The 22,619-nt window shown below is 69.3% G+C and carries 23 protein-coding genes; 18 read left to right on the forward strand and 5 right to left on the reverse strand.

Going from position 1 to position 22,619, the window contains the following annotated elements:
* Position 1: 1 nt before the first annotated feature.
* Positions 2-1,525 (forward strand): alpha/beta fold hydrolase, encoded by a 1,524-nt coding sequence (locus tag GA0115254_RS27120; RefSeq protein ID WP_093897970.1) that lies wholly within the window; start codon positions 2-4, stop codon positions 1,523-1,525.
* A 28-nt stretch (positions 1,526-1,553) separates the two neighbouring features.
* Here the strand turns inward: GA0115254_RS27120 and GA0115254_RS27125 are convergent, their stop codons facing one another.
* Complete coding sequence (locus GA0115254_RS27125) at positions 1,554-3,182, reverse strand: FAD-dependent oxidoreductase (RefSeq protein ID WP_093897971.1); 1,629 nt, start codon at positions 3,180-3,182, stop codon at positions 1,554-1,556.
* A gap of 267 nt (positions 3,183-3,449) precedes the next feature.
* Here GA0115254_RS27125 and GA0115254_RS27130 point away from each other — a divergent pair, with 267 nt between their 5' ends.
* The 7 genes from GA0115254_RS27130 (at position 3,450) to GA0115254_RS27160 (ending at position 8,758) form a co-directional block, all read left to right on the forward strand.
* Complete coding sequence (locus GA0115254_RS27130) at positions 3,450-4,571, forward strand: SchA/CurD-like domain-containing protein (protein WP_093897910.1); 1,122 nt, start codon at positions 3,450-3,452, stop codon at positions 4,569-4,571.
* A 76-nt stretch (positions 4,572-4,647) separates the two neighbouring features.
* Complete coding sequence (locus tag GA0115254_RS27135) at positions 4,648-5,082, forward strand: cupin domain-containing protein (protein WP_093897911.1); 435 nt, start codon at positions 4,648-4,650, stop codon at positions 5,080-5,082.
* Positions 5,079-6,347 (forward strand): beta-ketoacyl-[acyl-carrier-protein] synthase family protein, encoded by a 1,269-nt coding sequence (locus GA0115254_RS27140; protein WP_093897912.1) that lies wholly within the window; start codon positions 5,079-5,081, stop codon positions 6,345-6,347. Before GA0115254_RS27135 ends, GA0115254_RS27140 begins: the two co-directional genes overlap by 4 nt.
* The gene (locus GA0115254_RS27145; RefSeq protein WP_093897913.1) at positions 6,344-7,594 is read left to right on the forward strand and encodes a ketosynthase chain-length factor; all 1,251 of its coding nucleotides are present in this window, start codon (positions 6,344-6,346) and stop codon (positions 7,592-7,594) included. Before GA0115254_RS27140 ends, GA0115254_RS27145 begins: the two co-directional genes overlap by 4 nt.
* A 16-nt stretch (positions 7,595-7,610) precedes the next feature.
* Positions 7,611-7,868, forward strand: a complete 258-nt coding sequence (locus tag GA0115254_RS27150; protein WP_093897914.1) for an acyl carrier protein — start codon at positions 7,611-7,613, stop codon at positions 7,866-7,868.
* 1 nt (position 7,869) lies between these two features.
* Complete coding sequence (locus GA0115254_RS27155) at positions 7,870-8,349, forward strand: SRPBCC family protein (RefSeq protein WP_093897915.1); 480 nt, start codon at positions 7,870-7,872, stop codon at positions 8,347-8,349.
* 76 nt (positions 8,350-8,425) lie between these two features.
* Positions 8,426-8,758 (forward strand): TcmI family type II polyketide cyclase, encoded by a 333-nt coding sequence (locus GA0115254_RS27160; RefSeq protein ID WP_093897916.1) that lies wholly within the window; start codon positions 8,426-8,428, stop codon positions 8,756-8,758.
* An 86-nt stretch (positions 8,759-8,844) separates the two neighbouring features.
* Here GA0115254_RS27160 and GA0115254_RS27165 read toward each other — a convergent pair whose 3' ends face one another.
* The 3 genes from GA0115254_RS27165 to GA0115254_RS27175 all read right to left on the reverse strand — a co-directional run bounded on the left by GA0115254_RS27165 (position 8,845) and on the right by GA0115254_RS27175 (position 12,891).
* On the reverse strand, positions 8,845-9,921 hold the full coding sequence (locus tag GA0115254_RS27165) for a methyltransferase (protein ID WP_093897917.1): 1,077 nt from the start codon (positions 9,919-9,921) through the stop codon (positions 8,845-8,847).
* Between the two features lie 35 nt (positions 9,922-9,956).
* Positions 9,957-11,027 (reverse strand): right-handed parallel beta-helix repeat-containing protein, encoded by a 1,071-nt coding sequence (locus GA0115254_RS27170; RefSeq protein ID WP_256102800.1) that lies wholly within the window; start codon positions 11,025-11,027, stop codon positions 9,957-9,959.
* 235 nt (positions 11,028-11,262) lie between these two features.
* Positions 11,263-12,891 (reverse strand): acyl-CoA synthetase, encoded by a 1,629-nt coding sequence (locus GA0115254_RS27175; RefSeq protein ID WP_093897919.1) that lies wholly within the window; start codon positions 12,889-12,891, stop codon positions 11,263-11,265.
* A 167-nt stretch (positions 12,892-13,058) separates the two neighbouring features.
* Here GA0115254_RS27175 and GA0115254_RS27180 point away from each other — a divergent pair, with 167 nt between their 5' ends.
* The 10 genes from GA0115254_RS27180 (at position 13,059) to GA0115254_RS47795 (ending at position 20,176) form a co-directional block, all read left to right on the forward strand.
* Positions 13,059-13,859: a crotonase/enoyl-CoA hydratase family protein gene (locus GA0115254_RS27180; protein WP_093897920.1), complete on the forward strand. Its 801-nt coding sequence runs from the start codon at positions 13,059-13,061 to the stop codon at positions 13,857-13,859.
* Between the two features lie 15 nt (positions 13,860-13,874).
* The gene (locus tag GA0115254_RS27185) at positions 13,875-14,819 is read left to right on the forward strand and encodes a Zn-ribbon domain-containing OB-fold protein (RefSeq protein ID WP_093897921.1); all 945 of its coding nucleotides are present in this window, start codon (positions 13,875-13,877) and stop codon (positions 14,817-14,819) included.
* The gene (locus GA0115254_RS27190) at positions 14,820-15,872 is read left to right on the forward strand and encodes a thiolase domain-containing protein (protein ID WP_093897922.1); all 1,053 of its coding nucleotides are present in this window, start codon (positions 14,820-14,822) and stop codon (positions 15,870-15,872) included. It abuts the gene before it with no gap.
* Positions 15,865-17,031, forward strand: coding sequence for a thiolase domain-containing protein (locus GA0115254_RS27195; protein WP_093897923.1), 1,167 nt, complete (start codon positions 15,865-15,867; stop codon positions 17,029-17,031). The genes GA0115254_RS27190 and GA0115254_RS27195 overlap by 8 nt, the downstream gene beginning before the upstream one ends.
* A gap of 102 nt (positions 17,032-17,133) precedes the next feature.
* A complete protein-coding gene (locus tag GA0115254_RS27200) occupies positions 17,134-17,376 on the forward strand; it encodes a DUF397 domain-containing protein (protein WP_093897924.1) in 243 nt (80 codons plus the stop codon).
* 121 nt (positions 17,377-17,497) lie between these two features.
* On the forward strand, positions 17,498-18,286 hold the full coding sequence (locus tag GA0115254_RS47790) for a CGNR zinc finger domain-containing protein (protein ID WP_370740947.1): 789 nt from the start codon (positions 17,498-17,500) through the stop codon (positions 18,284-18,286).
* 10 nt (positions 18,287-18,296) lie between these two features.
* Positions 18,297-18,698 carry an ACT domain-containing protein gene (locus GA0115254_RS27215; RefSeq protein ID WP_093897972.1) on the forward strand — a complete coding sequence of 134 codons (402 nt, stop codon included), beginning with the start codon at positions 18,297-18,299 and terminating at the stop codon, positions 18,696-18,698.
* 151 nt (positions 18,699-18,849) lie between these two features.
* On the forward strand, positions 18,850-19,350 hold the full coding sequence (locus tag GA0115254_RS27220; RefSeq protein ID WP_018550733.1) for a hypothetical protein: 501 nt from the start codon (positions 18,850-18,852) through the stop codon (positions 19,348-19,350).
* 276 nt (positions 19,351-19,626) lie between these two features.
* Positions 19,627-20,079 (forward strand): glycoside hydrolase N-terminal domain-containing protein, encoded by a 453-nt coding sequence (locus tag GA0115254_RS27225; RefSeq protein WP_370740948.1) that lies wholly within the window; start codon positions 19,627-19,629, stop codon positions 20,077-20,079.
* Entirely contained in the window at positions 19,988-20,176 is a 189-nt protein-coding gene (locus GA0115254_RS47795) for a glycoside hydrolase family 95-like protein (RefSeq protein WP_370740949.1), read from the forward strand. The genes GA0115254_RS27225 and GA0115254_RS47795 overlap by 92 nt, the downstream gene beginning before the upstream one ends.
* On the opposite strand, the gene GA0115254_RS27230 is transcribed toward GA0115254_RS47795, so the two are convergent.
* The gene (locus GA0115254_RS27230) at positions 20,152-22,365 is read right to left on the reverse strand and encodes a terpene synthase family protein (protein ID WP_093897926.1); all 2,214 of its coding nucleotides are present in this window, start codon (positions 22,363-22,365) and stop codon (positions 20,152-20,154) included. The two genes, GA0115254_RS47795 and GA0115254_RS27230, sit on opposite strands and share 25 nt — an antisense overlap.
* Between the last annotated feature and the right edge of the window lie 254 nt (positions 22,366-22,619).

Raw genomic sequence — 22,619 nt, forward strand, 5'->3', positions numbered from 1 at the left:
CATGCCGAACTTCCACGCATACGACGGGACCGAACTCGCCTACCGCCTCGTCGGATCGGGCGTTCCGCTCATCTGTCTGCCCGGTGGACCGATGCGGGCCGGGGCGTACCTGGGTGACCTCGGCGGACTCTCGGCCCACCGGCAGCTCGTGGTACTCGATCTGCGTGGTACCGGGGACTCCGCGGTGCCGGACGACCCGTCGACGTACCGCTGCGACCGGCTGGTCGACGATGTCGAGGCGCTGCGCGAGCACCTCGGCCAGGAACGCATCGACCTGCTCGCCCACTCCGCCTCCGCCGATCTGGCCGCGCTCTACGCTGCCCGGCACCCGCAGCGGCTGCGCACGATCACGCTCATCACACCCGGCACCCGGGCCGTGGGCATCGAGGTCACCGACCGGGACTGGCGCGAAGCCGGTGAACTGCGCCGCGACGAACCGTGGTACGCGGCCGGGCGGGCCGCCCTGGAGGACATCTGGTCGGGGCGCGATGCCGGTGAGGTGTGGTCCGCCGTCGAGCCGTTCACCTACGGGCGATGGGACGCCCTCGCCCGGGCCCATGCCGCCACCGCACCCGGGCAGACCGACTCCGAGGCCGCGCACGTCTATTACCAGGACGGCGTCTTCGATCCTGCCGCCACCGCCGCCGCGCTGGGGAACGTGACCGCGCCGGTCCTCGTCCTCGCGGGGGAGTACGACGGAGGGCCGACGCCCGACCGCGCCGCCGAACTGGTAGCGCTCTTCCCGAACGCCGAGTTCGTCGTGCAGCGCGGCGCCGCGCACTTCCCCTGGCTGGACGACCCGGGTGCCTTCGTCCGTACGGTCAACGCCTTCCTCGATCCGGAAGTGCTCAGCGTGCAGGCCGGTGGCACACGGCTCGCCTACCGGGTATGGGGGGATCCGTCGGCGCCGCCCGTCGTGCTCGTCCATGGCCGCGGCGGCGACAGCAGGACCTGGACCGAGATCGCCGAACGCCTGGCCGATGAACACCGGGTGTACGCATTCGACTTCCGCGGGCACGGCCTCAGCGACTGGCCCGGCCGCTACTCCTTCGAGCTGTTCCGGGACGATCTGCACGCCTTTCTGGAGGCTCGCAACCTGGCGGGCGCCACGGTGGTCGGACACTCCATGGGCGCCGCTGCCGCCTATCTGCTCGCCGAGCAGGAACCCGGACTGATCGGTCGGCTGGTGCTGGAGGAGGTCCCGCCGCCGTTCCCGCTCGACCCGCCACGAGGCCCCGTCGAACGGCCCGACGAGGGGCTGGACTTCGACTGGCAAGTGGTGCCGTCGACCAACGCCCAGCTGAACGAACCGGACCCGGAGGGTCGGGAACGCCTCGGCGAGATCACCGCCCCGACCCTCGTCATCGGCGGCGGCCCCACCAGCCAGATCGCCCAGGACCGGCTGGTCTGGATGGCGGGACGGATACCCCGTGGCCGCTTCGTCACCATCGAGGCCGGACACCTCGTCCACACCGCGAAGCCGGAAGAATTCCTCGCGGAGCTACGGTCGTTCGGTCTGGTCTGACGCATTCCCCGGGTGCTCAGCGACAGGGTCAGGTCCGGTGCAGCAGGGAGGTCAGGACCTCGTGGAGGGTGGCCTCGGCGTCGGCCACGGAACCCGTCGACCGCCAGGCCACGAAGCCGTCGGGACGCACCAGCACGGCGCCTTCGGGCGTCGTGCCGTGGATCTCGGCCCAGTCGGCCCCGTTCTCCGGCTCCAGATCGGCGCCCGGGCCGATGCCGTACGCCTGGAGCCGGACCGAAAGGCGGTCGGCGACCCGCGCCGCCGCCCGCCGCCACGTCACGTCCTCACCGTCGGTGAGCAGCACGAGGGTGCGCTCGTACAGATCCAGTGTGGACTTGCGATCACCGGTCTGACGTACCCACAGATGCGGTGCACGGCTGCCGGGTTGACCGTTCAACTGCATTCCCTGCGGCACCACCGGCTGCTGCGGATCGGCACCCAGCACGGCGCCGCGGGCATAGCGGTAGCCCAGTGCCACGGTGAGCATGCCGCCCTGTTTCCCGCCGCCCACGCCCGGCGCCGCCGCGTATCCCGGGTGGCTGTGCTCGCTGGAGCGCGCCGAGGCCCGTGCGCTCGTCGCCTGCGCCACCGGAAGCCGCTCCGCCTCGTATGTGTCCAGCAGACCCGGGCCGGCCTCGCCCCTGAGTACCATGGCGAGCTTCCAGGCCAGGTTGTGTGCGTCCTGGATGCCGGTGTTGGAGCCGAACGCCCCGGTCGGGGACATCTCATGGGCCGAGTCCCCGGCGAGGAAGACCCTGCCGGACGCGTACCGCTCCGCGACCCGCTCCGCGGCGTGCCACGGGGCCTTGCCGGTGATCTCGATGTCGATGTCCGCAGCGCCGACCGCCGTACGGATGTGCTCGGCACACCGCTCGTCGGTGAAGTCCTCCAGAGTTTCGCCCAGTTGGGGCTGCCACGGCGCGTGGAACACCCACTCCTTCTCGTTGTCCACCGGCAACAGGGCGCCGTCCGCAGCGGGGTTGGTCAGATAGCAGACGATGAAGCGCCGGTCACCCACTACATCGGCGAGCTGCCGGGAGCGGAACGTGATGCTCACGTTGTGGAAGAGATCACCGGGCCCGGTCCGGTCGATGCGCAGCTGCTCACGGATGGGGCTGCGCGGCCCGTCGGCCGCGATGAGGTAGTCCGCACGCACACTGATGTGCTCTCCGGTCTCCCGGTTCTTGAGTGTTGCGTCCACTCCCGACCCGTCCTGGTCGAAGCTCTGCATCTCGGTGGAGAACCGCAGGTCCCCGCCCTGTTCACGGGCCAGCTTCACCAGCACGGGTTCCAGATCGTTCTGGCTGCACAGACACCAGCCGGCCGGGCTGAAACGGGCGAGTCCGCCACCCGGGTCGATCTCCTTGAACAGCCACTCCTGGTCGTCCCCGGTGAGCGAGCCGGCTTGCAGGATGCCGTGGTTGTCGGCGAGGACCGAGGCCGCCTCCCGGATGCCCGGCTCCGCACCCGCCGTGCGGAACACCTCCATCGTGCGCACGTTGTTGCCGCGTCCGCGAGGATGTGTCGAGGTGGATCGGTGCTTCTCGACCAGTAGATGCTCGATGCCGAGCCGACCGAGGAAAAGTGAGGTGGACAGGCCCACCAAGGAGCCGCCCACGATGAGGACCGGTACGCGAATGTCGACGTTCTCGTTCATCAGTTGCTCCAGCTCGGAAGCCGTTCGGATGCATTGTTCAATGCCCTTGTCGGAGCGGTTCGGACGGCCGCTCACCTGAACGGTTCATAAATCTCGCGCCACCCGGACCAGCGTTTCACGATCGGTCACGGAGACGATGCCCGCGGTCACGGGGGCGGACCGACCATGTCCGCCGGGAGAGTCCCCGCTCCGAATCCACTCGCCAACCGACGGTTGACGGCATGCCACCCGGCCTGACCCCGAAACTGTCTCGAAGGAGATCGAAAGATGACCACCACCCTCTCGGAACGGATCTCCCAGTCCGCCTTCGACGGTTCCAGGCTGCGTGTGGTTCTGCTGCTGGACCTGTACGACGGGGCCCAGAAGCAGTTCCTGGAGGCGTATGAGCACCTGCGCAATCAGGTGGCATCCGTCCCCGGGCACATCAGCGACCAGCTGTGCCAGTCCATCGAGAACCCCTCCCAGTGGCTGATCACCAGCGAGTGGGAGAGCGCACCGCCGTTCCTCGCCTGGGTGAACAGTGAGGAGCACGTCGCGACGGTCCAGCCGCTGCACAGCTGCGTACGCAACACCCGTTCGCTGCGCTTCAGCGTGCTGCGGGAGACCGGCAAGGCGTTCGAGCTGGCGCCCGAGGCGGCCAAGGGCCGCCTGCAGGCGTCACCCCGGCTGGGTGACGGGGTGGTGCGGCACGCGCTCACCTTCACCGTCAAGCCGGGAACAGAGGACATCGTGGCGAAGATCCTGGCCGATTACGAGTCCCCGAAAGCTCGTGTCGACCAAGACACCCGACTGCGCCGCACTTCGCTCTTCATGCACGGAAACCGCGTCGTACGGGCGGTCGAGGTCGAGGGCGACCTCCTCGCGGCCCTGCGGCACGTCGCCCGGCAGCCCGAGGTCAGGGCCGTCGAAGAGGCCATCAACCCGTACCTGGAACAGGACCGGGACCTCAACGACCCGGACTCCGCCCGGATGTTCTTCACCCGAGCGGCGCTCCCGACGGTCCACCACGTGACCGCGGGCCGGCACAAGGCCGAGAACATCCGTCGGCACGCACTCTTCTACCAGGCCAAGGAGGGCTGCGGCATGGCACTCGCCCGGCTGCTCGCCGGCCATGACGAGGAGGCGGCCGAGGACCCGGCGAGCATCATCGACAGCAGCACCATCTTCCAACGCGACGACGTCGTCGTCCGCCTCCTCGAAGCGGTCGAACCGATCGACGCGCAGCCGGCCCAGGCGGTCGGCATCGACGGCCCCGGCAAGGTGGCCAGACTCGGACGCCTCCTCGACGGCGGCGCGAATGCCGTGCCCACGACCGAGCAGGGGATCCCGCACTTCCTTACGGAGTCCGAGATGACCCTGATCACGGATCGGCAGACCACGGAGTCCTGAATCGCGCATCCGCACCCTGGGGGGTTCTCGCTCAACCCGTCATCACAACGCGCAATGCGCCAGGAGGAAAGCAGTCATGACCATGCACCGGCCACGCATCGTGGACCTCAGCGAGACGCAGCCCAACCGCAGGCGCGGAGGCGACCTTCGCGCCATGCTCACGCCTACGGCCGTGGGAGCCACCAGCGGATTCATGGGGCTGGCCATCGTTCAGCCCGGCGACCGCATCGGCGAGCATTACCACCCGTACTCCGAGGAGTTCGTGTACGTCGTGAACGGTCTCCTGGAGGTGGATCTGGACGGTGAACCGCACCGGATGCGGCCCGACCAGGGCCTGCTGATCCCTCCCCATGTACGCCACCGATTCCGAAACGTGGGCGACGTCGAGGCACGCATGGTCTTCCACCTCGGCCCCCTCGCCCCGCGCCCGGAACTCGGCCACGTCGACACAGAGCACACGGAGTCCGGCGAGGGCATCGCGCCGCCGGAACGAACGGAGACCGTCTCATGACCCGCCGCGTGGGGGTCACCGGTGTCGGCGTCGTGGCCCCCGGCGGCATCGGCGCACCGGCCTTCTGGGACCTCCTCGCGAACGGACGCACCGCCACCCGGGGCATCACGCTCTTCGACCCGGCCGGCTTCCGCTCCCGCATCGCCGCCGAGTGCGACTTCGACCCGGCGGCGCACGGACTGGACGCGGACCAGGTCGCCAGGTCGGACCGGTACGTCCAGTTCGCGATGGTTGCCGCCAGGGAGGCACTCGGTGACGCGGGCCTCGACCCGGAGAAGGTGGACCCCTGGCGGATGGGTGTGTCGCTGGGCACCGCGGTCGGCGGAACCACCCGACTGGAGCACGACTATGTCGCCGTCAGCGGCAGCGGCGCCCGCTGGGATGTCGACCACCGGCCGGCCGGTCCGCATCTGGAGCGAGCCTTTTCACCCAGCTCCCTCGCCTCGGCGGTGGCCGAACAGGTCGGCGCGCACGGCCCTGTGCAGACCGTCTCCACGGGCTGCACCTCCGGTCTAGACGCGATCGGGTACGCCTTCCACTCCATCGAGGAAGGCCGCGTCGACGTCTGCATCGCAGGGGCTTCCGACTCACCGATCACCCCGATCACGGTGGCGTGCTTCGACGCGATCAAGGCCACCTCCGCGAACAACGACGACCCGGAACATGCCTCCAGGCCGTTCGACTCCCGCCGCGACGGCTTCGTCATGGGCGAGGGCGGAGCGGTGCTCGTGCTGGAGGAGCTGGAGCACGCCCGAGCCCGGGGCGCGACCGTGTACTGCGAGATCGCGGGCTACGCCACCTTCGGCAACGCCTACCACATGACCGGGCTGACCCCCGAAGGGCTGGAGATGGCCGAGGCGATCAACCGGGCCCTCGACCACGCCCGCATGGACGGCTCGCAGATCGATTACGTCAACGCGCACGGCTCGGGCACCAAGCAGAACGACCGGCACGAGACGGCCGCCGTGAAGCGGGCACTGGGCGCGCACGCCTACGACGTACCGATGAGTTCGATCAAGTCCATGGTCGGCCACTCGCTGGGGGCGATCGGGGCCATAGAGATCGCCGCCTGCGTACTCGCCCTGGTCCACCAGACGGTGCCGCCGACGGCGAACTACGAGAGCCCGGACCCGGAGTGTGACCTCGACTACGTGCCACGCACCGCACGTCCCCTGAAGCTGCGCAGCGTCCTCTCGGTCGGCAGCGGGTTCGGCGGCTTCCAATCCGCGGTGGCCTTGACGAGAACAGGTGGGAGGACACCATGAAAACCCGTAGAGCGCGGCGCACCGTAGTCACCGGTATCGGTGTCGTCGCCCCCAACGGCACCAACACCGAAGCCTTCTGGAAGAGGACGCACGAAGGGATCAGCGTCCTCGACCGGGTCACCCGCGAGGGGTGCGAGCAGCTTCCGCTGCGGGTCGCGGGCGAGGTGCGGGGCTTCGAGGCGGCGGAGCTGATCGAAGAGCGCTTCATCGTCCAGACCGACCGGTTCACGCATTTCGCGATGGCCGCCGCGGACATCGCGCTGGACGACGCCCGGCTGGGCCGCGCCGACTACGAGGATTCGCCCTTCGACGTCGGCGTGGTGACCGCTGCCGGGTCCGGTGGCGGCGAATTCGGCCAGCGGGAACTCCAACGGCTGTGGGGACAGGGATCCACCTACGTGGGTCCGTACCAGTCCATCGCCTGGTTCTATGCCGCCAGCACCGGACAGATCTCGATCCGTGGCGGCTTCAAGGGGCCGTGCGCGGTCGTGGCCAGCGACGAAGCGGGCGGTCTGGATGCGCTGGCGCATGCCGCCCGTTCGATCCGCCGCGGTACCGAAGCGGTGGTGGTCGGCGCGGCCGAGGCGCCGCTGGCGCCCTACTCGGTCGTCTGCCAGCTCGGGTACGAGGACCTGAGCACCCGAGACGACCCCACCCGCGCCTACCGGCCGTTCACCTCGGACGCCTGCGGCTTCGTGCCGGCCGAAGGCGGCGCCATGCTGGTGGTCGAGGAGGAGCAGTCGGCCCGTCGGCGCGGGGCCCGTGTCCGGGCCGAAGTCGCCGGGCATGCCGCCACGTTCACCGGAGCGGCCCGGTGGGAGGAGTCCCGGGAGGGCCTCGCCCAGGCGATCATCGGTGCCCTGCGGGAGGCCGACTGCGCGCCGGACGAGATCGACGTCGTCTTCGCGGACGCCCTCGGCGTACCGGCGGCCGACCGCGCCGAGGCGCTCGCGATTGCGGACGCACTCGGTGCGCACGGCCGACAGGTACCGGTGACAGCGCCCAAGAGCGGCATCGGGCGTGCCTACTGCGGTGCGCCGGTGCTGGATGTGGCCGCTGCCGTGCTCTCCATGGAGAACGCGCTGATACCGCCCACCCCCAACGTCTTCGACGTGTGCCACGACCTCGATGTGGTCACCGGCCAGGCGCGCCCCGCGGAACTGCGGACGGCGCTCGTGCTCAGCCGCGGGCTCATGGGCTCGAACGCGGCGATGGTGCTGCGGCGCCCCACCGACATCCAAGTGTGAGTAAGGAGAAGTCCTCATGACCGACCGACTGACCTACACGGAACTCGCCGTCCTGATGAAGAAGGGTGCCGGACTCACCGTCGACCCGCGGGACATGGAGAAGCGCCCCGGGTCCGCCTTCGACGAGTTCGGCCTCGACTCGCTCGGCCTTCTCGGCATCGTGGGCGTGCTGGAGAACCGGCACGGCCGGGCGCTGCCGGCAGATGCCGACCGCTGCAAGACCCCCCAGGAATTCCTCGACCTCGTCAACACCACCCTCATGACTGGAGCCTGAAGTGTCCGGACACACCGAGAACGAGATCACCATCGCCGCCCCCCTGGACCTCGTCTGGGACGTGACGAATGATCTGGAGAACTGGCCGCGGCTGTTCAGTGAGTACTCCGCGGTCGAAGTCATCGAACGGGATGGCGACAGCACGACGTTCCGCCTGACCATGCACCCCGACGAGAACGACAAGGTCTGGAGCTGGGTCTCCGAGCGGACCGTCGACCGCGCCGCACGCACGGTCCGTGCCCGCCGTGTCGAGCCGGGCCCGTTCCAGCACATGAACATCCGGTGGGAGTACTCGGAGGTCCCCGGCGGTACGAAGATGCGCTGGTCCCAGGAATTCGCGATGCGGCCCGACGCCCCCGTCGACGACGCGTGGATGACCGACAACATCAACCGCAACTCCAAGGTCCAGATGGAGCTCATCCGGGACAAGATCGAGCAGCGCGCCCGGGAGCGCCGTACCGCCTCGGTCTCCGCCGGCTGACCAGCCGTCCGCCCACGACCCGCCGCCCGGCCGCAGGGCCGGGCGGCCGGGCCGGGAACCAGAAAGGCATCCCACGATGCACCACGCTCTGATCGTCGCCCGGATGGCGCCGGGTTCGGCGCCGGACATCGCCGAGCTGTTCGCCGCCTCCGACAGCACTGAACTGCCGCACCTCGTCGGCGTCACCAGGCGCAAGCTCTTCCAGTTCGGCGACGTCTATCTGCACCTGATCGAATCGGACCGTCCGCCGGGTCCCGAGATCGCCAAGGTGACGCGGCACCCGGCGTTCAAGGACATCAGCGACAAGCTCACCGCATATGTGAGCGCGTACGACCCGAAGACCTGGCGCAGCCCCAAGGACGCCATGGCCCACGAGTTCTACCGGTGGGAGCGCGGCACCACCGCTTGAGACGGAAAATCGCCCCGGGTCCGGCCGAATGGCCGGACCCGGGGCGATTTCCCTTGTTCCCGGGGAAAGTTCGCCCGGCAGGAAGATCAGTCGGGGACCACGCATTCGAACGCGTGGAGGTAGGGGTTGACCGGGACGACCCTGTCGATCAGCAGCCCGGCATCCGAGATCCGGGTCACCAGGCTCTCCCTTGTGTGCTTCGCACCACCGACGTTGAGGAGCAGCAGCAGGTCCATCGCGGTCGTGAACCGCATCGACGGGGTGTCGTCGACGAGGTTCTCGATGACGACGACCCTGGCTCCGGGGCGGGCTGCCGCGACGACATTGCGCAACGTCCTGCGCGTGCTGTCGTCGTCCCACTCCAGGATGTTCTTGATGATGTAGAGATCGGCTTTGACGGGGATGGCCTCGCGGCAGTCCCCGGCCACGATACGGGTCCGGTCGACGAGCGGACCCTCGTCCCGCAGCCGGGCGTCGGCACGTGCCACCACGCCCGGCAGGTCCATCAGGGTACCGCGCAGCGACGGGTGCTTCTCCAGCAGGCTGGCCAGCACGTGTCCCTGGCCGCCGCCGATGTCGGCGACCGCGGACACCCCGGTGAGGTCGAGGAGTTCGGCGACATCCAACGCGGACTGCATGCTGGAGGTGGTCATGGCCCGGTTGAAGATCTGGGCCGACTCGTGGGCGTCCTGGTGGAGGTAGTCGAAGAACCCCTTGCCGTGCACGTCCGCGAAGACGCTCTTGCCGGTGCGCACCGCCTCGTCGAGGCGCGGCCAGACGTCCCAGGTCCAGGGCTCGGTGCACCACAGGGAGATATTGCGCAGGCTGTTCGGGTCGTCCTCGCGCAGCAGGCGGGACATCTCGGTGTGCGTGAAGTACCCGTCCGGCGTCTCGGCGAAGATCCCGTAGCAGGACAGCGCGCGCAGCAGCCGGCGCAGGGGCACCGGCTCGGTCTTCACCAGCGTCGCGAGTTCCTGCGCGGTCGCGGGCGTCTCGCCCAGCGCGTCGGCGACACCCAGCCGGGCGGCGGCGCGCACGGCGGCCGCGCGGGCCGCGCCGAAGACGATCTCTCGCAGCTGCATGGCCGGCTGAGGGGGCGTGACGGGGTGCGGGAGGGCGGCGTGTACGGGGGTAGGTGCGGGGGTGGGACTCACAGTGGTCATGCTGTTTCGCTTCTCCTAGTGCGAGGGTGCACCGGTCAGCACATCCCGGCCGGTGTGGACTTCTTGCAGACGTTGGCGACGAAGGTGTTGTTCTTGCCGGTGTCGCCATTGACCAGGTCGGCCGGCTTGTTGCCGAGCGCGACATTGGCACTGATGGTGTGGCCGGTGTTCTTCGTGCCCACGAAGCTCTTGAACAGCACGACGCCGCCGGAGAGCGGCGTGGCGCCCACGTTGTTGCTGATCGTGTTCGAGCGGACCTGGGTGTCCGCGGCGCCGGTGAGCACGATGCCGGAACCCTGGATGGCGGGCAGGCGTTTGGTCTTGGCGCAGTACTTGTTGTTGTCGGTGATCTGGTTGGACTGGATCGTCATGGCTCCGGCCTGCGGCTTGCCCTCGTCGCCCACGATGAAGGCACCGCTGCAGTTGCCGGTGAAGGTGTTGTCATGGACCGACAGGTTTCTCACGCGCCTGGCGGTGAAACCGATCCGGTTGTCCGCCAGCGTGTTGTCCTGGATCTCGGTGCCGCGGGTGTCGGTGGCGCCGCCCTCCTCGTCCACAGTGTTCGCGACGAAGAGACCCGCGTCGCCGTTGGCGTGGGCGGTGTTGCCCGTGAACCGGCCGCGGGTGGAGCGCTCCTGGGCGATGCCCCAGACGCCGTTGTGCTCGGAGGTCACGCGCCGGACGGTCAGCTGGTCCGTCCAGGAGGCCCAGACGCCGTTCTTCTTGAATCCGGAGACAGTGAGCGAATCGATGCTCACGCCGTCGACGGTACGCCCCTTCTTGCCCAGGACGCAGATGCCGCTGCCGGCCTTCGCGCAGGCGTCGGTGGACTGCGTCTTTCCCGTGGGGGGCTTGATGACGGTTCGGCCGCCGAGGCCGCGCAGGGTCAGGCCCTTCTTGTCGATCAGGACGGTCTCGTGGTACGTGCCGGGCATGACGACGACCGTGTCGCCCGGTTTGGCGGCGTTCACGGCCTTCTGGATCGACCCGCCGGGGTGCACCACACGCGGGCTCGCGACGGTGCTGGACGGAACCGCCGCCCCGAATACCGCGGCCGAGACGACGAGTCCCGCGGCCGAGACGACCGAGACAGAGACAAGGCTCATGATGTGTCGTTTCCTCATGAGCCGACGCTATGGGCGATTTCCCCCCATTGCCACATAGGGTGAGCGGTCGGGTACACAGCGTCCCCGAATGGCTCAGTCCGTGGCCGCCGCCCGGTGTGCGGAGCCGACGCGCGACGGCGCACTCGGGTGATCCTGGCCGGAGCCCGTCCGGGTGGTCCTCGGGTGCACCGGGCCGGGCGCCATCCGGGTGACTTTCGACCCCCGCTTCCCGGTCTCAGTCCTCGGGTCCGCGCCGGGGGGCCACGACCGAGCGGGCCCACCGGTAGTCGGCCTTGCCGCTCGGTGAGCGCTGGATCCGCGGGGTGATCACCAGTCGGCGGGGGATCTTGTAGCCGGCCAGGCGGGTCCTGCAGTGCGCCTGGACGTCGTCGAGCGAGGGCTCGACCGCCCCTTCGCGCAGTTGCACCACCGCCGCGACATGATTTCCCCACCGTTCGTCGGGCACCCCGGCGACCAGCGCGTCGTACACATCCGGATGGGCCTTCAGTGCCTGCTCGACCTCTTCGGGATACACCTTCTCGCCCCCGGTGTTGATGCACTGCGAACCCCGGCCGAGGACCGTGACGATGCCGTCCGCGTCGACGGTCGCCATGTCACCGAGCAGGACCCAGCGCTCGTCACCCCTGCGGAAGAACGTCTCCGCGGTCTTCTGCGGGTCGTTGTAGTACCCGAGCGGCACATGGCCGCGCTGGGCGATCCGCCCCGGCTCGCCCGGAACAACCGGCTCGTACGTCGCCGGATCGACCACCGCCGTACGGGAGTTGACCTGGAGCCGGAACCCCTTCTCCGGGCCGGAGTCGGCCGTCGCCGTACCGTTGAACCCGGACTCCGACGAGCCGAAGTTGTTCAGCAGCATCACCGTCGGCACCAGTGCCTGGAACTCCGCACGCACCGAGTCCGACATGATCGCGCCCGAGCTGGAGATGGAGAACATCGACGAACAGTCGGTGCCCTTCAGCGGGCCCTTCAGTGCGTCGATCAACGGCCGCAGCATCGCATCGCCCACCAGGGACACGCTGGTGACCTTCTCCTTCTCGATCGTACGGAGCACCTCCTGGGGCACGAACTTGCGGTGGATCACGACCCGCTGCCCGAAGTTGAAACCGATGAACGCGGTGAGCGTCGAGGTGCCGTGCATCAGCGGGGGGGTGGGGAAGAAGGTGATCCCGTCACCGCCCGCGGCCACCCGCTCGGCGAGCTCCTGCGGGGTCTTCACCGGCTCACCGGTCGGTGCACCGCCGCCGAGGCCGGAGAAGAAGAGGTCCTCCTGGCGCCACATCACACCCTTGGGCATTCCGGTCGTGCCCCCGGTGTAGATGATGAACTGGTCGTCGGCCGACCGCGGTGCGAAGCCGCGTTCCGGGTTCCCGGCCGCCTCGGCGTCCGTGAACGCCACGGCGTCCGGCCCGCGGACGCCTGAAACCGGTGCTCCCACCCGGATCAGGTGACGGAGGTCCGGGGCCTTCGGTGCCGCGGCCGAGACCCGTTCGTCGAACTCGGCGTCGAAGACCAGCGCCGCCAGATCCGCATCACGGTAGAGGTAGACCAACTCCTCTTCTACATAACGGTAGTTGACATTGACGGGGACGATACGGGCCTTGAGGCAGGCCAGTACCGTCTGGAGGTATTCGACTCCGTTGTAGAGGTGCAGCCCCAGATGCTCGCCGGGAGTGATGCCCGCCTCGATCAGATGGTGGGCGATGCGGTTGGCGGCCGCGTCCAGTTCCGCGTACGTCAGGCGGCGCTCCGCACCCGTACCGGGGTGATCGAGGTAGACGAGCGCCTCGCGTTCCGGGACCGCGTCGACGACCGACTCGAACAGGTCGGCAAGGTTGTACTCCACCGTTCCTCCTGACCCCGGATGCTGAATGGCTCGGCGGTCATTAGAGCGCTGGGAGGCACAAGTGTGAAGGGGTGCCGTCGAAGAAATCTGACTGACTGTCAGAAAAGTATTGAACTGGATGCCCACCTACTGCAACCTGTTCTAGGTCTTGAGACGGGAGGCAGGCAATGGGTGGTACGGAACACCTCACCGTGCAACGCGAGGGCGCCACACTGGTGCTCACCTTGAACAGGCCGGAGGCGAAGAACGCACTCTCGCTGCCGATGCTGGTCGGGCTGTACGACGGCTGGCTGGCGGCGGACGAGGACGACACCGTTCGCTCGGTGGTCCTCACCGGCGCGGGCGGCTGCTTCTGCGCCGGCATGGACCTCAAAGCCCTGGCGGGCAAGGGGATGGACGGCGAGCAGTACCGCGACCGGATGACCGCCGACCCCGATCTGCACTGGAAGGCGATGCTGCGCCATCATCGCCCCCGCAAGCCGGTCATCGCCGCCGTCGAGGGCCACTGCGTGGCGGGCGGAACCGAGATCCTGCAGGGCACCGATATCCGTATCGCCGGTGCGAGCGCCACCTTCGGACTCTTCGAGGTCAAGCGCGGACTGTTCCCCATCGGCGGCTCGACGGTACGGCTGCCCCGCCAGATCGCCCGCACCCACGCTCTCGAAATGCTTCTCACCGGACGCCCGTACAGCGCCGACGAAGCGGCCCGCATCGGGTTGATCGGCCGAGTCGTCCCCGACGGCACCGCACTGGAACAGGCCCTCGACGTCGCCGAGCGGATCAACGCCTGCGGCCCGCTCGCCGTCGAGGCCGTCAAGGCCTCCGTGTACGAGACCGCCGAAATGACCGAGACCGATGGGCTCGCCGCCGAACTGAAGCGCGGCTGGCCGGTCTTCGCGACCGCCGACGCCAAGGAAGGCGCCCGCGCCTTCGCCGAGAAGCGCCCGCCCGTCTACCGGCGCGCCTGAGCCAAGGAGACAACCGTGCCCGACGTCCTCAGCGCACCACTGGTGGTCGAGTTCCCCTTCACCCGCTCTCTCGGCCCGGTCCAGAGCGCCTTCCTGACCGGGCTGCGCGAACGGACCGTGCTCGGCGTGCGGACCGGTGACGGAAAGGTCCTGGTCCCGCCCGTCGAGTACGACCCCGTCACCGCCGAGGAACTGCGCGAACTGACCGAGGTCGCCACCACCGGCACCGTCACCACCTGGGCGTGGAACCCGGCCCCGCGCCGCGACCAGCCCCTGGCCGCCCCGTTCGCCTGGGTGCTGGTCAAGCTGGACGGGGCCGACACAGCCCTGCTGCATGTCCTCGACGCGCCGGGACCCGAAGCCGTGAACACCGGTATGCGGGTCCGGATCCGCTGGGCTCCGCAGCGCACCGGTGCCATCACGGACATCGCCTGCTTCGAACCGTACGAGGGCGAGGCGACGGCCGAAAGCATGCCGCACAGCGGCGAGTTCGCCGACCCTGTCACCGGCATCGTCACCCCGGCCCGCCTCGACTACACATACGCTCCCGGCCGCGCCCAGAGCGCGTACCTCAACGCCCTCTCCGAGCAGCGCACCGTCGGCGAGCGCTGCCCGTCCTGCCGCAAGGTGTACGTCCCGCCCCGCGGCGCCTGCCCCACCTGCGGGGTCGCCACCGCCGAACAGGTCGAGGTCGGCCCGCGCGGCACCGTCACCACGTACTGCATCGTCAACATCAAGGCGAAGAACCTCGACATCGAGGTCCCGTACGTCTACGCCCACATCGCCCTCGACGGCGCCGACCTCGCCCTGCACGGACGGATCGGCGGCATCCCGTACGACCAGGTGCGGATGGGCCTGCGGGTCGAGCCCGTCTGGACCGAGGACGGCCGCCACCCCGACCACTACCGGCCCACCGGAGAGCCGGACGCCGACTACGACGCGTACAAGGAGCTGCTGTAGATGCGAGACGTAGCGATCGTCGCCTTCGCGCAGACGGATCATCTGCGGCGAACCGACGAACTCTCCGAGGTCGAAATGCTCATGCCGGTCCTGCACGAGGTCCTCGACGCGACCGGCCTCAGGGCGCGTGACATCGGCTTCACCTGCTCGGGATCCAGCGACTACCTCGCCGGCCGCGCCTTCTCCTTCACCATGGCCCTCGACGGTGTCGGCGCCCACCCGCCGATCTCCGAGTCCCATGTGGAGATGGACGGCGCCTGGGCACTGTACGAGGCATGGGTGAAGATCCAGACGGGGGAGGCCGACACCGCGCTCGTCTACTCCTACGGGAAGTCCTCGCCCGGCGAGGTGCGCGACGTCCTCACCCGCCAGCTCGACCCGTACTACGTCGGCCCGCTCTGGCCCGACTCCGTCGCACTCGCCGCACTCCAGGCCCAGGCGCTGATCGACTCGGGCGAAACCGATGGGGCCGCCCTCGCCGCGATCGCCGCCCGTAACCGCACCGCCGCCGCGGACAACCCGCACGCCCGGATCGCCGGCCCGGTCCCGGCCGGCGAGTATGTCGTACAGCCGCTGCGGACCGGTGACTGCCCGCCGGTAGGAGACGGTGCGGCTGCTGTGATCCTCGCCGCCGACGACACGGCGCGGGCCCTGTGCCCCCGCCCCGCCTGGATCCGCGGTATCGACCACCGTATCGAGCCCCACAGTCTCGGGGTCCGGGAGCTGACCGAATCGCCGTCCACCCGGCTCGCAGCCGAACACGCCGGGGTCTTCGAACGGCCGGTGGACACCGCCGAGTTGCACGCCCCGTTCACCTCCCAGGAGGTGGTGCTGCGCAAGGCGCTCGGGCTCGACGGCAGCGTCACCGTCAACCCGTCCGGCGGTGCGCTCGCCGCCAACCCCGTCATGGCCGCCGGGCTGATCCGCCTCGGCGAGGCCGCGGCCCGCATCCATCGCGGCGAGTCCGACCGGGCACTCGCCCATGCCACCTCCGGGCCGTGCCTGCAACAGAACCTGGTCGCCGTCCTCGAAGGGGAGAGTGCTCATGCCTAAGGAGCCCGTGGCCGTCGTCGGCATCGGCCAGACCAAGCACGTCTCCGCCCGCCGGGACGTCTCCATCGCCGGACTCGTCCGCGAGGCCGCCGTCCGTGCGCTGGAGGACGCGGGGCTGACCTGGGCGGACATCGACGCCGTCGTCATCGGCAAGGCACCCGACTTCTTCGAGGGCCTGATGATGCCGGAGCTCTATCTCGCCGACGCCCTCGGCGCGGTCGGCAAGCCGATGCTCAGGGTGCACACCGCGGGCTCGGTCGGCGGCTCCACCGCACTCGTCGCCGCCAATCTGATCTCCGCGAGGGTGCACCGTACTGTCCTCACGCTCGCCTTCGAGAAACAGTCGGAGTCCAACGCCATGTGGGGCCTCTCGCTGCCCATCCCGTTCCAGCAGCCGCTGCTGGCGGGCGCGGGCGGCTTCTTCGCCCCGCACGTCCGTGCCTACATGCGCCGCACCGGAGCGCCGGAAACGGTCGGCTCCCTCGTCGCGTACAAGGACCGTCGCAACGCGCTCAAGAATCCGTACGCGCACATCCATGACCCGGACATCACCCTGGAGAAGGTCCAGTCCGCACCGATGCTCTGGGACCCGATCCGCTACTCGGAGACCTGCCCGTCCTCCGATGGGGCCTGCGCGATGATCCTCACCGACCGTGCCGGTGCGGACCGTTCGCCGTCTCCGCCCGCCTGGGTGCACGGCGGCGCGATGCGCAGTGAACCGACGCTCTTCGCCGGCAAGGACTTCGTCTCGCCGCAGGCGGGCAAGGACTGCGCTGCCGATGTGTACCGGCAGGCGGGGATCGGCGACCCCCGAAGGGAGATCGATGCCGTCGAGATGTACGTGCCGTTCTCCTGGTACGAACCGATGTGGCTGGAGAACCTCGGCTTCGCCGATGAGGGCGAGGGCTGGAAGCTCACCGAGTCCGGCGTCACCGAACTCGACGGCGATCTGCCCGTGAATCCCTCGGGCGGAGTGCTCTCCACCAATCCCATCGGCGCCTCCGGCATGATCCGTTTCGCCGAAGCCGCTTTGCAGGTACGGGGACAGGCGGGCGAGCACCAGGTGGCGGGGGCGCGAAAGGCGCTCGGCCATGCGTACGGCGGAGGGGCGCAGTTCTTCTCCATGTGGTTGGTCGGAGCCGAGCCTCCCACCCGCTGACCGCGGTCTGTCCCGGACCGGTGGAAGCCCGGCCCGCGGCCTGTCCCAGGCCGCCGCCGGTGGCTAGGCTTTGGCCCGGGACGACAAGCGGGAGGAGCCGACGTGACGGAGAGCGCCACCAGCCGGCAGCCCTTTGCGGGCTGGGACAAGCCGGACCTCGATCTCAGCGACGCGGACTGGCAGTCGGGCAGTCAGGGCGCCGGCGACGTCCAGATCGCCTTCGTCGAAGGATTCATCGCGATGCGCAACGCCGGAAAACCCGGCAGCCCGTCGCTGATCTTCACCCCGGCCGAATGGCGCGCCTTCGTGGTGAACGCCCGCGACGGCGAGTTCGACCTCACCTGAGCATCGAACGCCCGAAGCCGCTCTTCAGGGCCACAACAGCTCGCGCACCCATAGTTGAGCCGTGTGTGCCTGCGTTGCTTGTCGCCCTGCCAGAACTCCACCCTCTGCGGAAGCGCACCGTGTGCAGCGTCCAGCCCCGCGGTACGAGATCCGGCTCCCGCTCCAGGCGTGCCGGCGATTCCCGTACCGCCGCGTCGCGCTCCGCGAGGTCACCGAGCGGACTGCTCTGCCGCCCGGGCAGCGACTCGGCCCTGGCCCCCGCACCCCGGGCCAGGAAGTCTGCCGCGCTCTGCTCGGCACTCTCCGTGACCACGGGCCCGGGCACCCGGACCTGCCGGGCCGGGGGAGACCACGAGAAGGTGAGCGCGGCACAGGGGCGTTCCATGAGGTCGCGGCCCTTCACCCCACCCGCGTCCGAGGCGAACTGCCAGCCCTGCTCGGCGATGCGTCGGCCGGCGAAACCTGGGCGGCCGACGAGCAGGGCCTCGAAGCCGTGCGGTTGCTGCGCGACGCCGTTCGGGCGCTCTTCGCGTATGCCGTCCGCCCCGGCGAGCCGAGCCCCGCCGACGCCGGACGGCTGCTGCCCGTCGAAGAGGCGCTCCGCCGGCTCGACGCCGCCGCTGCCGCAGCCCCGACCGTGCCACGCCTCGACTGGGCGCAGGACCGCGATCCTGTCGCCCATGACCACCCGACCGACGGAACGCCGGAAGGGGACGTCCTGCCCGCCGCCCTTGCCCGTGTGGCCATCGGCTTCCTCGCCGGACCGGACCGCACGGCCCTGCGTGCCTGCCATGCCCCACGCCGCGTGCGCCACTTCATCAAGGAGCATCCCCGCCAGGAGTGGTGCAAGCCGTCCTGCGGAAACCGCGCCCGGGTCGCACGTCACCACGAGCGCCACCGCACCACGTAGCGTGGTGGTCGTGACAGGTGAGAGCGATCTTCGAACCCTGCTGAGCGGCTTGCGGCCGGAGCTGAACCCGGGGCGCCATGTCTTCGCCACCGCGCCCGACGGTGTGATGCCCGAAGGCGTCAATCCGGTCGTCACGGTCACCGAGCCCGAAGGGCTCACCCTGGTACTGCCGGAGACGGAAGCCGTATCCGCAGGGCTGCGATACGACTACGTGGCGGGCTGGATCACTCTGCGGGTCCACTCCGCGCTGGACGCGGTAGGGCTCACCGCCGCAGTGTCCCTGGCGCTCACCGATGCCGGGCTGAGCTGCAATGTGGTGGCCGGCTTCCATCACGACCACCTGTTCGTTCCCTACGACCGGGCTGCCGAGGCCGTCGACGTGCTGAAGGCGCTGGCCGCGGAATCCGGCTAGGGGCAGGGCCGGGGAGCCGTGGGAGCGCGGGCCGCCGAACCGCCGGAGTGCGGCCACCGGGCCCGCCGGAGCCCGCGCCGTGGACCCGGCTTTGCTTCGGCCGACGCAGACCCGGCTCCGCAACGTGAGCCCGGACACGTAACATGTCTGCATGTCCTTCCTCCGCCGCCGTAGTGCCGCCACACCCGCGGGCCCCGACTTCGACGTCCTGGCCATGGACCCGGGGGACTGGCCCGGAAACCTCGGCGCCGGTCTGCTGCCCGCGCCCGACGGGAGCTGCCAGGGCGTTTTTCTGCGCTACGACCTGTTCGGCGGCCGCGGCCCCGCGATGATCATCGGTAATCTCCCGGAGGGCTCGCCCGCCCGCGAGACCGAGGAGGGTCAGGTCCCGTTCGAGGTCGCCCAGCTGCTGCTCGCGCTCGAGAACGACGAGCCGGTCGAGGTCACCGGCACCGAGGACATGCCCGTGATGCAGGGCGACAACCTGCTGATCGTCCGTCGCGTCAAGCTCTCCGAGAGCCGGATCTCCTGCGTCCAGTTCGACCGCAGCGATGGCGTGCTCGTCACCATCGCCAGCTGGGACCGGCCGATCACCGACGATCTGTACACCCTGCTGAAGCCTCTGCCCGCCGAGCTGTTCCAGCAGGGCTGACACCGTCCCCTCGCCGGTCGCCCGTACGCATCGGGCGGCTTCGGGCGCATGCCTGACCCATCTGTCCAAGTGTTGGCGGCCTCTGTCCAAGGGGCCGCTTTGTCATGTGCCTTGCCGAGGCGATCATCGGACCTTTACCGTCGGCCGCATGACATTCGGACGACGCGACGCACCACAGTGAAGACAGCTATTGGCGCAATCGGCGTTCTGGCGCTGGGAATCCCTGCGCTTTCCGGCACGGCGGCAGCCGCCATTACCTCCGATGAATCGACGGAGGTGAAAGGCTCCGCGTACTCGAAGGAATCGGCGGAACCGACGCTCCGGTACGACACCCCGGCCGCGAGCTGGGAGCGTGAGTCGCTGCCCATCGGCGGCGGTGCGCTCGGCGCGAGCGTGTACGGAACACTGGCCTCCGAGCGGCTCACCTTCAACGAGAAGACGCTGTGGACCGGCGGCCCGGGTTCCGCCGGGGGCTACGACTTCGGCAACTGGACCGCACCCAGGCCCGGCGCCCTTTCCGGCGTACAGCAACGCCTCGACACTCAGGGCGCTCTCGGCCCGGACGCCGTCGCCGCCGAGCTCGGCCAGGCGCGCCGCGGCTACGGCGCCTACCAGGTGCGGCGACGGCGGCACCGGCGTGCGCGGGCTTCGCGCCCGGGGCGGCTTCACCGTCGACATCGAATGGGCCGCGGGGCAGGCCCGCCGTGTGGTGATCACGGCGAGCCGTAGCCGCGAAGTGACCGTCCGCAGCTCGCTGTTCGCGAGCGGCGAGAAGGTCTTCAAGGCGCGTGCGGGCGGGCGCTACACGCTGGTGGCCGAGGGCTGAGCGAACAGCGCCGTCACCCGCGCCGCCGAGACGCCGAGCCCCGTGGGACCGCTGAGGTGCCATGGGGTGCCGGTGCCCCGCCGCAGATCCTGCTCGCGGTAGCGCCGGCAGTCCCGGTGCCAGATCAGGATGCCCGCCATCCAGTGCTTGAGCTCCTGCACGTACCCGGCCAGGATCTCCCTCGCCTCCGCGTCCAGCTCGAAGTCGTCATACAGCAGGGGCAGTTCCTGCTCGGCGACGTGCAGGAACTGCCGCAGCCGCGATTGCATCAGGTCGTGCACGATCGCCACCCCGGTCGGATAGTCCACCCCGAAGAAGTTCTGCACCACCAGGACGCCGTTGTGCACCTCACCCTCGTACTCGATCTCCTTCTGGTACGAGAACAGGTCGTTGAGCAGACACGCATAGTCCGCCGCCGCGTTCTCCAGCGAGCGCAGCGGACCACTGTGGTAGATCTCCGCCGGCACCTTCCTGCCGTGCCCCAGCCGGCACAGACTCATCGTGAGATCCGAACCGAAGGTCTTCCGTCGCATCTCGATGTAGTCCACCGGGTCCGGAATGCGGTTCTGCACCTGGTTCGCCAGCTCCCACACCCAGCTCGCGGTCATGTCCTCGACCGCCGTCCGGAAGGCGCGGCGTCCGCTCGCGTCCATCGGGGCCGAGGTCTTCGCCCAGAGATCGGCGAGCCCCCGCTCCAGAGCGTTGACCGGCTCGGGCGTCCCGGACCCGTCCAGGGGCATGAACAGAGACAGACGCTCATTGGCGAGCCTGGCCCCGGCCAGGTCGTGAGCCCGCCCGTGCACCACCGGGAACCAGTCGTCGCCGTACGTCCCCCACGTCAGCCACTGGGAGGACAGATCCAGCTCCTCCGGTGTCGCATCCGGGTGCAGACCCGCCGCACACAGCGGCAGATCGATCGCGACGAGCCGCTCCTCGTCCCAGATGTGTGAACCCGGCACCCCCGGTTGTGCCTCCAGAATCCCCATACGGGTCGCCCAGTCGACGATGCGGACCCGCGCCCCGTCCAGATGCGGGCTGAGCGTCGTACCGAACGGCAGCTCGAAATCGGGCAGCAGGGACGGGCCGACATGCTGGTACGGCACATGGGAGTGGCTGCGCAGCCGGGCCGTCTCCGAGCGGGGGGTGAAACGGATCGACGCCGCGGCCATACCGAAGCCGAGCGCTTCCTCACGGGCACCGCCGTCGTTCATGTAGCGGCTGGAGCGCATGTGCCACTCATGACCGCCCGACTGCCAGTCCTGCAGCCCCTTGACGTACGCCAGAACCGCCGCTGTGTCCGTCGGGTCCAGCCCCTTCTCCACGCAGAGCGGACCGAGTTCGGTGAGCACCGTGTTCTCGAACTGCTGCAGCCGCGATGTCAGCAGATCGTTCACCGCATCGGCGGCTTCCTGCGTGGAGCAGCCGAGGAAGTGCTCAAGGACCAGCACGCCATTGCTGTTCTCACCCTCGTCCTCGACCTCCCGCTGGTACGAGAAGAGGTCATTGCGCAGATGTACGCCGTCGGAGAAGGCGTCCCGCAGCACCTGAAGCGCACGTTCGCCGGCCACCGAACCGGGGACCTCCGCGCCTGCCGCGTACTCCACGAGACCCGCCGACCAAGGGGCACCGCCCACCTTGCGGCGCATCTCGATGTACTCGACAGGGTTCGCGATACGCCCCTCGTTGATGTTGGCGAGCTCCCACAGCGACTCATTGAGCAGGTTCGTCGTCGACTCGGCGAACCGGACCCGCCAGGCGTCGGACATGACCGGCACCGTCCGCGCCCACAGATCTGCCAGCCCCGCCTCGACCGGATTCGTCGGCTCCGGCATCTCGGCCCCACGGTCCATCGGCATGAACGCCGGCAACCTGTCCAGATACCGCTTGCCGCTCTCACGGTCGGGGGTGCGCTTGAACAGCTCCAGGAAATGGTCGTCGAAGAAGAAGACCCACACGTACCAGTCGGTGACCAGCGAGAGGGCCTCGGACGAGCAGTCGGGGTGGGTGTACGCACATAGCAACGCGTAGTCGTGGGAGTCGAGGTCCTTCTCCTCCCAGATACCCGAACCCTCCAGCATCCCTATGCTGCGCGCCCACTTCTTGGTGTGCTGTCGTGCCTCCTCGACATGGACGTTGAGCCGCGCCGGATACGGAACGTAGAAGTCCGGCAGGGTGAAGGGCTGAGCCATGTGCGTCCGGCCTTTCCGATGTCTCCGTGCGTACGTCGCACGGACCGGTCGTGTCCGCGCGAGCACTACCCTTCGTCCGTTCGGGGCACGCACATCCGGGATTAGTCACATAAAAAGTGCGCCCGTTCGTGGTGTGCGAGAGCGTAGGTCGCCGGTCGGCCGGCCGCTCCGTAAAACCCAGGTAACGAGGCGCCGTCAGCAACCGGTCGATTCTTTCCGACCGCAGGTCAGACACCCTGTCAGTGGTCTGGTCC

Source organism: Streptomyces sp. Ncost-T10-10d, assembly GCF_900091955.1.
GTDB lineage: Bacteria > Actinomycetota > Actinomycetes > Streptomycetales > Streptomycetaceae > Streptomyces.